Origin of the sequence: Geobacillus sp. E263 (genome assembly GCF_007197795.1) — a bacterium.
GTDB classification, from domain to species: Bacteria; Bacillota; Bacilli; order Bacillales; family Anoxybacillaceae; genus Parageobacillus_B; species Parageobacillus_B toebii.
In genome coordinates this window covers 2932069-2945339 of sequence record NZ_CP041632.1, presented here as the reverse complement: position 1 = coordinate 2945339, position 13271 = coordinate 2932069, and the positions used below count along the sequence as shown (strand labels likewise).

At 43.5% G+C, this 13271-nt stretch carries 13 protein-coding genes; 9 read left to right on the top strand and 4 right to left on the bottom strand.

Translation table 11 applies throughout. The features are described from left to right. Positions 1–8: 8 nt before the first annotated feature. From FNL97_RS15135 to fdhF, 3 genes are all read right to left on the bottom strand, one after another. Entirely contained in the window at positions 9–989 is a 981-nt protein-coding gene (locus FNL97_RS15135; RefSeq protein WP_143416072.1) for a metal-dependent hydrolase, read from the bottom strand. Between the two features lie 191 nt (positions 990–1180). Continuing rightward, entirely contained in the window at positions 1181–1672 is a 492-nt protein-coding gene (locus tag FNL97_RS15130; protein ID WP_012749186.1) for a helical membrane plugin domain-containing protein, read from the bottom strand. Continuing rightward, positions 1665–4628 (bottom strand): formate dehydrogenase subunit alpha, encoded by a 2964-nt coding sequence (gene fdhF, locus FNL97_RS15125; RefSeq protein WP_062678464.1) that lies wholly within the window; start codon positions 4626–4628, stop codon positions 1665–1667. The genes FNL97_RS15130 and fdhF overlap by 8 nt, the downstream gene beginning before the upstream one ends. Before the next feature lie 274 nt (positions 4629–4902). Here fdhF and FNL97_RS15120 point away from each other — a divergent pair, with 274 nt between their 5' ends. The 4 genes from FNL97_RS15120 to mutY all read left to right on the top strand — a co-directional run bounded on the left by FNL97_RS15120 (position 4903) and on the right by mutY (position 8854). Beyond that, positions 4903–5250, top strand: a complete 348-nt coding sequence (locus tag FNL97_RS15120; protein WP_012749188.1) for a Na-translocating system protein MpsC family protein — start codon at positions 4903–4905, stop codon at positions 5248–5250. A 279-nt stretch (positions 5251–5529) separates the two neighbouring features. Further along, positions 5530–6318, top strand: coding sequence for a formate dehydrogenase accessory sulfurtransferase FdhD (gene fdhD / locus FNL97_RS15115; RefSeq protein WP_012749189.1), 789 nt, complete (start codon positions 5530–5532; stop codon positions 6316–6318). Between the two features lie 16 nt (positions 6319–6334). Beyond that, a complete protein-coding gene (locus tag FNL97_RS15110; protein WP_143416071.1) occupies positions 6335–7609 on the top strand; it encodes an L-lactate MFS transporter in 1275 nt (424 codons plus the stop codon). Between the two features lie 144 nt (positions 7610–7753). After that, positions 7754–8854 carry an A/G-specific adenine glycosylase gene (gene mutY, locus FNL97_RS15105; RefSeq protein ID WP_143416070.1) on the top strand — a complete coding sequence of 367 codons (1101 nt, stop codon included), beginning with the start codon at positions 7754–7756 and terminating at the stop codon, positions 8852–8854. A gap of 10 nt (positions 8855–8864) precedes the next feature. Here the strand turns inward: mutY and yfhS are convergent, their stop codons facing one another. Continuing rightward, on the bottom strand, positions 8865–9089 hold the full coding sequence (yfhS, locus tag FNL97_RS15100) for a mother cell protein YfhS (RefSeq protein ID WP_012749192.1): 225 nt from the start codon (positions 9087–9089) through the stop codon (positions 8865–8867). 68 nt (positions 9090–9157) lie between these two features. Between yfhS and fabL the strand changes: the two genes are divergently transcribed. From fabL to FNL97_RS15075, 5 genes are all read left to right on the top strand, one after another. Continuing rightward, positions 9158–9907, top strand: coding sequence for an enoyl-[acyl-carrier-protein] reductase FabL (gene fabL / locus FNL97_RS15095; RefSeq protein ID WP_062678461.1), 750 nt, complete (start codon positions 9158–9160; stop codon positions 9905–9907). Between the two features lie 58 nt (positions 9908–9965). Further along, entirely contained in the window at positions 9966–10151 is a 186-nt protein-coding gene (locus FNL97_RS15090) for a gamma-type small acid-soluble spore protein (RefSeq protein WP_012749194.1), read from the top strand. Positions 10152–10535: 384 nt separating this feature from the next. Beyond that, the gene (locus FNL97_RS15085; RefSeq protein ID WP_062678460.1) at positions 10536–10808 is read left to right on the top strand and encodes a YgaB family protein; all 273 of its coding nucleotides are present in this window, start codon (positions 10536–10538) and stop codon (positions 10806–10808) included. 81 nt (positions 10809–10889) lie between these two features. After that, positions 10890–11423 carry a nucleoside tri-diphosphate phosphatase gene (ntdP, locus tag FNL97_RS15080; RefSeq protein ID WP_062678470.1) on the top strand — a complete coding sequence of 178 codons (534 nt, stop codon included), beginning with the start codon at positions 10890–10892 and terminating at the stop codon, positions 11421–11423. A 73-nt stretch (positions 11424–11496) separates the two neighbouring features. After that, on the top strand, positions 11497–13251 hold the full coding sequence (locus FNL97_RS15075) for an ABC transporter ATP-binding protein (RefSeq protein ID WP_143416069.1): 1755 nt from the start codon (positions 11497–11499) through the stop codon (positions 13249–13251). Positions 13252–13271 lie beyond the last annotated feature (20 nt).

The window sequence follows — 13271 nt, the reverse complement described above, 5'->3', positions numbered from 1 at the left end:
TATTTTTATCAGTTTGGAATGAGGTCCAGTTTTTTTCGCAATTTCCCTTCGCTGAAAATCCAGCCGGTATACGAACTGACAATATTTAAATTGCGATCTAATTGCACTACGGCGACGAATGGATAATAGCCTTTGCTGCGGTAGCGCAAGTCCGTAAATCTCACTTCATAATGATCGTTATATTCATGAAGTTCCCATCGGTAGACGGGGGAAAAAGACAAAAAAGCAGCAACGTTTTCATCCTTTTTCGCTGCTTCGATGACAGGGTCATCAGGAAGCGGACATTTTTCAAATTGGTCCAATATATAGATGCACCCGTTTTTGGCCCTCGCGACATAAAAGTAGTCTTTTGCCGTAATCGCCAAATGCCACTCGCGGAAGCGGAACGTCGGAACGGTAATAATCTGTTCGACATCGGCAATTTCAGCACGGATGGCTTGTTTAATCGCTGCCTGTTGGCGTAATCGTATTATATAATAAGCGGCGATGACACCGTAAATCGCTAGAAACGTATAGCCGGGATGAAGGTCAAGAAACAACAGGCCAACCCCGATGATATGCAGGGCAAAAATAATTGGATCGAATGTATTGATCACACCAAGCGCAATCCACTTTTTTGTAAACGGCCGCAGCGCTTGCGTGCCGTAAGCGTTAAAAATATCGACAAATACGTGAACTGCGACAGAAATGAACGTCCATAGCCATAAGTGAAATACATTGACGTATGAATAAAAGCAAACGATAATGCCTGTAATGAATAACGACCATAGCCATACGGCAGGAATCGAATGGGTAATTCCGCGATGATTGCGGATATATTTTGCGTTGTTTTGTAATTTTAAAATCGTATCAATATCCGGCGCTTGGGAGCCGGCTAATGTTCCGATCAGCACAGCATGAGACAAAAAAGGGTCTTGAGCGACAGTGGGGTCCAATGTGGCAATACTGCCTAGCGCTACCCCCATAAGAATGTGTGTGCCTGTATCCAAGCGAAATAAGCCTCCTTTGCTAGTTTCGTTCATTAGTATATCCAGTCCGTTTTCGATCATTGGACGAGTAAGCACATAAAAACAAGGATGTATTTATTGCCAGTGTAGCACATTTCGAATGCATTGGCGAGGGAAGGGAATACTAAAGCCATCTTTCCTGTTTAGGAAAGATGGCTGAAAAAGGCGAATGTTTAGCTTTTATCATCATCCAGACGTTTTCCAAATTCTTTTAAAGAGGAAAGAATAAAGCGGATGGCGCGGTTAATGTCAGGATCATTCACTGCTTTTAAAAGATCGAAAATGCCGATTTTTTTATCTTTTTCTTTTGTTTGCTTATATGCTTCGGCAATGCCGGAAGCGGTGCTTTCCAATAATTTAGTGGTTAATTGCGGATCTAGATTGGCAAGCAGCTGTGCCATCCCGATCACATGATTAATCGCTGTTGTCACCGGTTTGCGATTTGCTTGGCCGATGACGATTTTCACGATATCTTCCTTTGCTTTAAGCATCGCATTTGCCGCTTCGAGTATGCCGCTTTTATGCAGTTCTTCTATAATAGAAAGCAGTTCAGTGACCGCTTCTTCTTTTTCCGTCAATGAAGTTTTTAGTTCTTCTATTGTTTTCTCACGTTTTTCTTCTTCGGTAATGTTTTGTTTTTGAATGGTTGTAATTGGTTTAGCCACGCGGCTGTGCCTCCTTCCATTCATCCGTTAAAGGAACGTAATCCGGACGCTTCCATTTTCGATCGACTTCGACGCCTCTTTTTGGATTCCGCTTTTTAAATCGCGGATTGGTGCGCGGGAGCGGAGATTCTCCGTCGACTTCCAACACTTGCATGCGCACTCTTGCTTGTTTAAACGCCGGTGTATTCGTGCGATGGTCAGTGGCAGGACCGGTAAGTATGTTAATGGCGCTTTCGTTTGTTGCCGAGTGCATTGGCAAGAATAATTCTTTTCCTTTGACACGGTCAGTGACGAGTACGCGCACTTTTACTCTGCCGAATGGTGATTCTAAACGAACGAGCGAGCCGTCTTTGATGCCGCGTTCTTTCGCTAATTCCGGAGATACTTCAACGAATATTTCAGGGAATTTTCTTTGAATGCCTTCTGATTTGTATGTTAAGTTTCCTTCATGGAAATGTTCGAGCAATCGTCCGTTGTTCACAAGCAAATCGTATTCTTCCGGATATTCTGCCGGCTGTACCCAGTCGGCGAGTGCAAAGCGCGCTTTTCCATCCGGGAAGTTGAAGCGTTCTTTATAAAGAATCGGCGTATCTGCACCGTCGTAGCTGCCCCAGCAAAGGCTTTTCCAGCCTTCCAAGTTTTCGTAATGCGCTTGTGAAAAAAGCGGAGCAAGACTTGCGATTTCGTCCATAATTTCTTTCGGTCCGGCGTAGTTCCAATCAGCACCCATCCGTTTGGCGATTTCTTGAATGATCCACCAGTCCGGTTTTGAATCGCCGAGCGGTTCAAGCGCTTGGTAAAAACGTTGAATGCGCCGCTCTGTGTTGGTAAACGTTCCTTCTTTTTCTAAGCTTGGAGCTGCTGGCAAAACAACGTCAGCAAATTGCGCTGTTTTCGATAAGAAAATGTCCTGTACTACCAAGAAGTCTAACTCTGATAGCACTTTTTGGACATGATTGGCGTTGCAGTCCACAAGTGCCATATCTTCGCCGACGATATACATTGCCTTTAATTTTCCTTGTTCGGCTGCTTCGATCATTTGGATGTTATCAAGACCAGGTTTTCCATCGATGCGGACGCCGTACGCTTTTTCAAATTTTGCCCGCGCGATATCATCCGTAATATGCTGGTATCCTGGAAGCCAGGAAGGAAGGGACCCCATATCACAAGCACCTTGCACGTTGTTATGGCCGCGGAGCGGGAACGCTCCAGCGCCTGGGCGTCCATAGTTGCCTGTTGCGAGCAATAAGTTCGAGATGGCCGCTGATGTATCGCTTCCTCCCGTGTTTTGCGTAACGCCCATTCCCCAGAGGATACATGTTCCATCTGCTTTGTGGATCATTTCAGCGATGCGGATTAAGTCTGCTTTCGCAATGCCTGTTACTTCTTCCGCGTAATCGAGCGTATATTTTTCGAGCACTTCTTTGAATTCATCGAAGAAATGAACGCGTTCGCGAATGAACGCTTCGTCATGCCAGCCTTGGTCAATGATATATTTCGTGACGGCCATCAACCATACTTGATCCGTTCCCTGTTTTGGTCGGATAAATAAATCGGCGCGTTCCGCCATTTCATTTTTGCGCAAGTCAGCAACAATTAATTTTTGACCAAATAGTTTATGGGCACGTTTGACGCGAGTCGCCAAAACCGGATGTCCTTCCGCCGGATTGGCGCCGATAATAATCACTAATCCCGCGGATGCGATATCATGAATCGTTCCGGAATCGCCGCCCATTCCTACTGTGCGGAACAATCCGTCTGTTGCCGGCGACTGGCAGTAGCGCGAACAGTTGTCGACGTTGTTCGTTTCAAACACTTGCCGCGCAAGTTTTTGCATTAAATAATTTTCTTCATTGGATGTTTTCGACGATGAAATAAAGCCGATGGCGTTGCCGCCGTATTTCCGTTTGATTTCGCCAAGTTTTTCTGCAACAAGCGAAAGCGCTTCTTCCCATGTGGATTCGACAAACACGTCACCTTTGCGGATAAGCGGTTTGGTCAGGCGTTCTTCGCTGTTGACGAAATCCCAACCGAATTTTCCTTTTACACATGTGGAAATGGCGTTGACTGGTGCTTCAGAGACAGGCTGGATTTTTAAAATTTTACGTCCTTTTGTCCATACTTCAAACGAACAGCCGACGCCGCAGAACGTACAAACCGTTTTCGTCTTTTTGATGCGCTGTTTGCGCATCGCCGCTTCGATTTCCGAAATGGCAATAATACTGCTGTAGCCAGGTTCGACTTCCTTTACAAAATCGATCATTGGATTTAAAATTTCTTTATCTAAACCGGTCATAAAGCCGGCCTCGCCTAACATCGATTTTTCCATTAATGCATTACATGGGCAAACGGTAACGCATTGTCCGCAACTGACACAGGAAGATTCGTTAATCGGAACACCGTTATCCCAAATAACACGAGGGCGTTCCGCTTCCCAGTCAATAGATAATGTTTCGTTTACTTGTAAATTTTGACATACTTCTACGCATTGCCCACAGGCGATGCATTGATTTGGATCATAGCGGTAGAATGGATGGGACATGTCGACTTCCGATGGATCTACTTTCGGGCGGTATGGATACGATTGATGCTCAATTCCCATCAGTTCCACCGTATTGTGCAATTTACAGTTTCCGTTATTGTTATCACAGACAGTACAATATAATAGGTGGTTTTCTAGGATGCGGTCCATCGCTTCTTTTTGCGCCGTTTTCGCCCGTTCGGAAGAAAGCTCGATGTTCATGCCGTCCTTAACGGGAGTAGAACAGGCGCGCATCAGTTTCCCATCCACTTCAACAATGCATGTGTCGCACGTTTGAATGGCTCCAAGCTCAGGAGTATAGCAAACTTGCGGATGTGGGATGTTGTTTTCATTAATGACTTCCAAAATCGTCGTTCCTTGTTTTGCGCTGTAATCGCTTCCGTTTATTGTAATCGTTATCAATTGTTCGCTCATGCTTAAACCTCCTCCACAGTAAAATAAAAACTCCACCATGAATGAAGATGGTCTTCAGTCATGGTGGAGTAGTTTTTTAGCATGACGATACTAAAATAACCAATCCATATCCAAATAGACTAGTAGAAAAATAACAAGGGAAGCCTTATTATTTTTCCACTATGTTTATGTCTATTTTGATTTTTTTTATTATAATTATATTACTGAATTGTTCGTAAAACAACCTGTAAAGACATCGTTTTTCGCAAATTTATGGTTGGAAAGGGGCTTTTCAATGTCCAAAAAGGAAGCGACATTCAACGATTTAGTGCGGAAAGTTCGCAAGCAACTGTTTGGAAAGGGGCCGGAACGGATTAAAACATATTTTATCGACAATCTGGCCATCACGATCTTGCAAGGAAATTTAACGCCGACAGAAAAATTTATCGCAAGGTCACCGGAAGGAAAGGAAATGGTTCATGCAGCCCGTACTCGCATGATTCAAGAAGTATATGCGCAAAAAGTGCCGGAAGGTCTTGAGGAACTGGCGGGGTCCAAACTTTTATATTTATTTAGCGATATTAAAGTAGAAGACGATATTGCTGTTTCTGTATTTATATTTGAAAAGCCGATAGAAAAATAATATGTCGAAATATTCTGTATTGTTTTTGAATGCGTTTTCATGATATGCTAAAAGCAGATTAACATGGTGAGTATGGTAGGAAGCTTAGCTATACAATGGCGAAAGAGCGATTGGTAGTTAAGTTTCCGCTTGTAGCGTGACGAGAGCGTTGGTTTTGTCACAGGAGCTCTGTGCTGAAACTACCGCCACTTTTCTATGTGCGCGAAGGATAGTATGCCTTCGTCATAGAAAATGTGGCGGTTTTCTTTTTGTGAAATTCGGAAACGGGGGGTGGGGTCGATGGAGTCATTCGTGACTCGTAAGCAAAAAATTGTAAAGTATCATAATGATCATTTTGAAGAGCTAGATGATGAGGTTGCGGTGGAGTTTCCGCTTACGATTGTCGTTGACGGGCAAGAATTCGCAACAATGGTATGCACTCCGACCCATTTGGAAGAATTGGTCATCGGTTTTTTAGCTTCGGAAGGACTGATTCGTTCCAGCAAGGAAATAAAGGAAATATCCGTGGATGAACATCGCGGATTTGCCTATGTTGAGCTTGTTACGAAACAGTCTATTCAAAAAGAGTTTTATGCAAGACGGTTTATCGGCTCATGCTGTGGAAAAAGCAGACAATTTTATTTTTACAACGATATGAAAACTGCCAAAACGGTTGTGCACAGAACGAACGTTCGTGTTGACCAATGTTTTCGTCTTATGCGGCTGTTGCAAGAGAGATCCACCGATTTTCAAGCGACTGGCGGCATTCATAACGCAGCGCTTTGTACACCGAACGAACTAGTCATCGTTCGTTCTGATATTGGCAGGCATAATGCGTTGGACAAAATTTACGGATATTGCTTGCAGCACGATTTGCAGTTATCGGACAAATTAATCGCGTTCAGCGGAAGAGTATCATCGGAAGTATTGCTGAAAGTTTCCAAAATGGGAATAGGCATTATTTTATCGAAATCCGCGCCAACGACATTGGCGCTCGAATTAGCGAACGATTTAGGCATTACGGTTGTAGGGTTTATTCGCGGACAAACGTTTAATGTGTACACGCATGTCGATCAAATAACCGAATAAAAAGGGGGACTAACAAATGAAAAATCGTTGGTTCATCGCTTTATCAGCAGTAGGAATTCATATTTGCATCGGTTCTGTTTATGCATGGAGTAATTTTACGAATCCATTAAAACAAATGTTTGGGTGGTCGGATCAAGAAGTTGCGCTAACATTTAGCATTGCCATTTTGTTTTTAGGTTTATCAGCGGCATTCCTTGGTCACTTTGTCGAAAAACACGGTCCTAGAAAAGCAGGATTACTTGCTGCAACGTTCTTTGGGATCGGCATTGCTGGTTCCGGATTTGCGGTTGTTTTGGAATCGAAGCATTTGCTTTACCTATTCTATGGGGTGTTAGGCGGAATTGGTCTTGGAGTAGGATATATTACACCTGTTTCTACGCTGGTGAAATGGTTCCCAGATCGTCGTGGTTTTGCTACGGGGCTTGCGATTATGGGATTCGGATTTGCCGCCGCCATTTCAAGTCCTGTGATGAACAGTTTGATCGGTTCGGTTGGCGTTAGTAACACGTTTTATATTTTAGGCGCTGTTTACTTTTTGATTATGGCTTTCTCTTCTCTTTACTTAGAGAAGCCGCCTGAAGGTTGGATGCCTGAAGGCTTTAAAGAAAAAGTGAAGGCTGGAAAAGCAAAAACATCGATGGATTTATCACAATTGACCGCAAATGAAGCAATTAAAACAAGACGTTTTTGGTATTTATGGATGATGTTGTTTATCAATGTAACATGCGGCATTGCTATCTTGGCTGTGGCAAAGCCGCTTGCCATGGAAAGTATCGGTATTGACCAAGCTGCGGCTGCGGCATTGGTTGGCGCCATTGGAGTATTTAACGGCTTAGGACGTATCGGCTGGGCATCTGCCTCTGATTACATCGGAAGACCAAATACCTATACAGCGTTCTTCGTTTTACAAATTATTATCTTCTTTTTCTTGCCGGACGTTTCGGTCAAGTGGTTGTTTATGGGAATGTTGATTATCGTGTACACTTGCTACGGCGGAGGATTTTCATGCATTCCTGCGTATATCGGAGACTTGTTTGGTACAAAGCAATTAGGTGCCATTCATGGTTACATTTTGACCGCTTGGGCAGCCGCAGGACTTGTAGGCCCGCTATTTGCCGCTTACATCAAGGATACTACCGGTTCTTATGAAGACAGCTTAACCTTCTTCGCAGGGCTATTTGTTATCGCTTTGGCTGCTTCTCTGCTGGTGCGCATTGATATCCGTCAATTACAAGAGAAAAATGCTCAATCTATATATCCGTCAATTACAGAAGAAAAAAGTACAATCTAATAAACAAGCCTTCTTCTGGTGAATTGTTTAAGAATAGCGAAAAAAGAAGAGGCACCATTCAAGCCCTCCTTGTACTGCGGCAAGCAGCATCATTTGTTATAATAAACATGCTAGATGGAATAAAAGCAGCATGGAGGAGACAAGGTGAAGACACGAACGTTGCTGGATGGCTTTAACATCGAACAATTTCAGTTAGATTTAATCGGCTGGTTTGAAAAAGAGCAGCGTGACCTGCCGTGGCGCAAAGATAACGACCCGTATAAAGTATGGGTGTCGGAAATTATGCTTCAGCAAACAAAAGTAGACACCGTTATTCCATATTTTAATAAGTTTATCGAGCAATTTCCGACACTGGAGGCGCTTGCGGAAGCGGACGAAGAAGAGGTGCTGAAAGCGTGGGAAGGGCTCGGCTATTACTCGCGCGTCCGTAATTTGCATGCGGCGGTAAAAGAAGTGAAAGAGCAATATGGCGGGAAAATTCCCGACAATCCAGAACAGTTTTCCAAATTAAAGGGAGTTGGGCCGTATACGACAGGGGCAGTATTAAGCATCGCCTATGGCATTCCGGAACCTGCCGTCGACGGCAATGTGATGCGGGTATTATCACGGATTTTTCTTGTCTGGGAAGATATCGCCAAAACAGGAACGAGAAAGTTATTCGAAGCGATTATCCGGCAAATTATTTCACGCGAAAACCCTTCGTATTTCAACCAGGCGTTGATGGAGTTAGGAGCGATTATTTGTACACCGCGTAATCCGGCTTGTCTCCTTTGCCCTGTACAAGCGCATTGCCGGGCGCTGCAAGAAGGGGTACAGACGGAGCTTCCGGTAAAAACGAAAAAAACGAGTGTTAAACAAGTGGCGATTGCAGCTGCGGTGCTGAAAGATGAACATGGCAAAGTACTGATCCATAAGCGGGACAGCGATGGATTGCTTGCGAATTTATGGGAATTTCCGAACTGCGAAGTAGCCCATTCACGGGAAAATCCGGAAAGACAGTTGGAAAAGTTTTTGAAGGAAGAATACGGGGCAATAGTCCAGTTTGAGAAACCTTTTGCGGTTTTAGAACATGTGTTTTCTCACTTAGTTTGGAATATTACTGTTTATGACGGCAAACTAGTTAATGGTTTTACGGAAACAGAACAGCTGAAACTTGTTGATGAGCGAGAAATCAGTTTATACGCCTTTCCTGCTTCCCATCAACGAATTTGGCGAGAGTATAAAGAGAAAGAAACAGGTGGATAATCCACCTGTTTCAGTCATACGATTGTCTAGTTCCTTGTGTATAGGTAGCTTCGCTTTTTCTGAGTCCGCCGCGAGCTTCGATTTCTTCGATGATTTCGCGGTGGATCGTTTGTCCTTCTGCGTTTAAATAAGGAGCAATTTGCTGAAACGAATGGTGGAAAAAAGCGAGTTCGCTGTCTTTCCATTCCGATTTTGGGATCATCGAAAGTTCGGTCATATCGCGGCCAACGTACATGATGGATGCCTCCTTTTTTTCTAGTTTAAAAAAGTACTCATTCATTTATACATAAAGGGGAGAAAAACATGAGTGAAAAAGTTGCGGTAGTCACAGGAAGCAGCCGTGGAATCGGCAAAGCGATTGCCCTTCGTCTTGCAAAAGAAGGATACGATATTGTCGTTAACTACGCACGCAGTAAAGAAGCGGCGTTACAAACGGCGCAGGAAATCGAAGCGCTGGGGCGAAAAGCGCTTGTCGTGAAAGCGAATGTCGGTGATGTCGAAAAAATCAAAGCGATGTTCGCGCAAGTGGATGAAGCGTTTGGACGTGTGGATGTCCTTATTAACAACGCTGCTTCAGGCGTGCTGCGGCCGGCGATGGAGCTTGCGGAATCGCATTGGGATTGGACGATGGATATTAACAGCAAAGCGCTGTTATTTTGCGCGCAAGAAGCGGCAAAACGAATGGAAAAAGTCGGCGGCGGAAAAATCGTAAGCATTAGCTCGCTCGGCTCCATCCGTTATTTAGAAAATTATACGGCTGTCGGTGTTTCCAAAGCTGCGGTTGAATCATTAACGCGCTATTTAGCTGTCGAATTAGCGCCGAAAAATATTTCTGTCAATGCCGTATCAGGTGGTGCGGTCGACACAGACGCATTAAAACATTTTCCAAATCGGGAAGAACTGCTAGCCGATGCAGTAGCAAAAACTCCTGCCGGTCGAATGGTAAAACCTGAAGATATTGTCAACGCGGTAATGTTTTTATTGTCCGACCAAGCAGAAATGATCCGCGGTCAAACGATTATCGTTGATGGTGGGAGATCTTTACTTTTGTAATTTGGATGGATAAAACGATCACCTCCTGGGCACATTAAGTGACGTGGAGGTGATAACAATGGCAAAACAACAACCAAACAAAACAGCTGCAGGCACTAACATTCAAGAAGTAAGACAACAAAACGCACAATCTGCACAAGCAGGTCAATTCGGCACTGAATTTGCTGCAGAAACTAATGTGCAACAAGTAAAACAACAAAACGCGCAAGCAGAAGCTCGCAAAGCGCAAAATTCAAGCAAATAACATAGAAAAGTGGAGGCAAGCCGTTTAACCGCGACGGGCAAATGTTCTTCGCCCGCAGGGGTGTTTGTCACTCCAAGGGAGAAGGTTATTTGTCCCGCTAGCTGCACCTGCGGTTACTCGGCGCATGTCAGCGAAGATGCAAATTCAAGTAGCTGACAGGTTGCGAGCCGAAGCAAGACAGCTAAAAAAGCGGGGGCGATATAGCCAGTTCTTAGAGAATCGTTTCCCATTGGTCGATTGGGAAAATGATTTCTCAGAAAAGAGCTAGCTGCCTCCATTTTTTATCGACAAAAGCTATCATAATTTTCCATATATAGTCAAAGGAAATTTTCCTCTCTTCCCGAATGTAATAAACATAACCGGAAGGGAAGGGAGAGAACGAACGTGGAACTGTTTGAACGTTTAGTGAATGAGCAACTAAAAACGATGGATCGGCTTTTATTTTTACAGTCGGAAATCGAGCGCTGCCAAGAAATTGAAAAACAATTAATCGAGCTGCAACAAGAAGCGAAACTCCAATCCATTCAAGAGGAAATCCAACAAATGAAACGACAGTTAAGAGAGATTCAACAAACGTTTGAAAAGCAAACGGAAGAAGTCATTCTCACATATCAAAACCAGTATCGCCGTACGTGCGAGCCATCTTCAACGCGTTAAGATGGCTCTCTTTTGTTTTCATTTGTATCTTCAATCGTTATAATAAAAAAGAGAAGTTCCCATAGGAAAGTAGGGAGAATGATGTCTGGATATCCTGCAGAAGGAGAAATTATTCAAATTCATAGTTATAAACATAACGGTTTGATTCATCGAGTATGGGAAGAATCGATCGTGCTAAAAGGAACGTCTACGTGTATTATCGGAGCGAATGATAAAACGATGGTGACGGAAGCAGACGGCCGGACATGGGTGACGCGCGAACCGGCAATTTGTTTTTTTCATGCGAAACATTGGTTTAACATTATTGGCATGATTCGGGAAGAGGGAATTTATTATTATTGCAATTTGAGTTCACCGTTTGTATGGGATGAGGAAGCGCTAAAATATATCGATTATGATTTGGATATTAAAGTATTTCCCGATATGACATATATTCTTCTCGACGAAGATGAATATGAACGGCATCGCAAAGAAATGAATTATCCAGATGTGATCGATCGAATTTTAAAAAATAATGTGAAAAAGCTGATCAGTTGGATTCATGAACGAAAAGGTCCGTTTGCGCCAGATTTTATTGACACGTGGTATGAAAAGTTTCGTTCATATCGAAAGTGAATGAAAGGGGAAAGCAAAAAAGCCTGTTCGTTGCCGCAAACAGGTTTTCTGCTTTTTAAAGGGGGATATGTTTTTGGCAATTATTCGCCGCTATATGCAATTTGTGCGTCCATATAAATGGTATATTATCGCAACGATGATCATCGGAATTATTAAGTTTGCGATTCCGCTTCTCATTCCGCTGTTATTAAAATATGTCGTTGATGAAATTATCGCAAATACGAAGTTGCCGATGTCCGTCAAGACAGAGCGTCTTTGGTGGGCTATCGCTGTGATGTTAGTGTTTTTTGTCCTCATTCGCCCGATTGTCGAATATTATCGGCAATATTTTGCGCAGTGGACGGCAAGCAAAGTGCTCTATGACATTCGCAATCGATTATTTACACATATGCAAAAATTAAGCTTTACGTATTACTCTAACCATCGCACAGGGGAAATTATTTCGCGTGTGATTAACGATGTCGAGCAAACGAAAGATTTTATTATTACAGGTCTGATGAATCTTTGGCTAGATATGACCACGATTATTATTGCACTTATCATTATGATGAAGATGGATATTAAATTAACGCTCGTTTCCATCAGTACGCTGCCGCTTTATGCATTTTCCGTAAAATACTTTTTCGGGCGTTTGCGGCAACGGACGAGAATGCGTTCCCAAGCGCTGGCGGAACTGCAAGCATACTTGCACGAACGAGTACAAGGAATGCCGGTGATTAAAAGTCTTGCGATCGAAGAAGAGGAACAGAAACGTTTTTCCGAACAAAACAACAATTTTTTAACAAAGGCGCTTATGCATACGAGCTGGAATGCAAAATCGTTCTCTGTTGTGAATACAGTGACAGATATTGCCCCCATCATTGTGATTGGCTATGCCGGCTATCAAGTATTGCTTGGTCATATTACCGTCGGAACATTGGTTGCTTTCGTCGGTTATATTGATCGGCTTTATAGCCCGTTGCGCCGCCTTGTGAACTCGTCAACGACATTAACGCAGTCGTTCGCCTCGATGGATCGAATGTTTGAGTTTTTGGATGAGACATATGATATTGTGGATGCGCCAAATGCGATGGACTGCAAGGAAGTAAAAGGGGACATCGTATTTGAAAACGTAACTTTTGCTTATAGTAAAAACGAGCCGCCTGTACTTCGAGATATTTCGTTTTCCGTAAAAGCGGGTGAAACGATCGCTCTTGTCGGCATGAGCGGGGGAGGAAAATCTACATTAGTAAGCCTTATTCCACGGTTTTATGACGTCACAAAAGGACGCATCTTATTAGACGGCATAGATATTCGCGACATACGCGTCCGCAGTCTTCGCGATCAAATCGGGATGGTGTTCCAAGATAGTTTTTTATTTAGCGATTCGGTGAAAGAAAATATTTTGCTCGGAAAACCAGGTGCGACAGACGAAGAAGTGATTGCCGCCGCAAAGGCAGCCAATGCTCACGATTTTATTATGAATTTGCCGGAGGGATATGATACGAAGGTCGGAGAACGCGGCATTAAATTATCCGGCGGGCAAAAACAGCGAATCGCCATCGCCCGTGTCTTTTTGAAAAATCCTCCGCTTCTTATTTTTGACGAAGCAACATCAGCGCTTGATCTAGAAAGCGAGCATTACATTCAAGAGGCAATGGAACGGCTCGCGAAGAATCGGACTACGTTTATCGTTGCCCATCGCCTGTCAACGATTACCCACGCGGACCGGATTTTTCTTATCGAAGATGGAAAGATTGTTGAAAGCGGCACACATGATGAATTAATGGCCAGAAAAGGACAATATTATCACTTATTTACGATTCAACAATTGAATTACACGGAGTGAAAAATGTTTATATTATCGAA

Bases quoted from the DNA above. Each gene is read 5' to 3' on its own strand.
- fdhF (WP_062678464.1), bottom strand. From the start codon at position 4,628: ATGAGCGAACAATTGATAACGATTACAATAAACGGAAGCGATTACAGC.
- FNL97_RS15120 (WP_012749188.1), top strand. From the start codon at position 4,903: ATGTCCAAAAAGGAAGCGACATTCAACGATTTAGTGCGGAAAGTTCGC.
- fdhD (WP_012749189.1), top strand. From the start codon at position 5,530: ATGGAGTCATTCGTGACTCGTAAGCAAAAAATTGTAAAGTATCATAAT.
- FNL97_RS15110 (WP_143416071.1), top strand. From the start codon at position 6,335: ATGAAAAATCGTTGGTTCATCGCTTTATCAGCAGTAGGAATTCATATT.
- yfhS (WP_012749192.1), bottom strand. From the start codon at position 9,089: ATGTACGTTGGCCGCGATATGACCGAACTTTCGATGATCCCAAAATCG.
- fabL (WP_062678461.1), top strand. From the start codon at position 9,158: ATGAGTGAAAAAGTTGCGGTAGTCACAGGAAGCAGCCGTGGAATCGGC.
- FNL97_RS15090 (WP_012749194.1), top strand. From the start codon at position 9,966: ATGGCAAAACAACAACCAAACAAAACAGCTGCAGGCACTAACATTCAA.
- ntdP (WP_062678470.1), top strand. From the start codon at position 10,890: ATGTCTGGATATCCTGCAGAAGGAGAAATTATTCAAATTCATAGTTAT.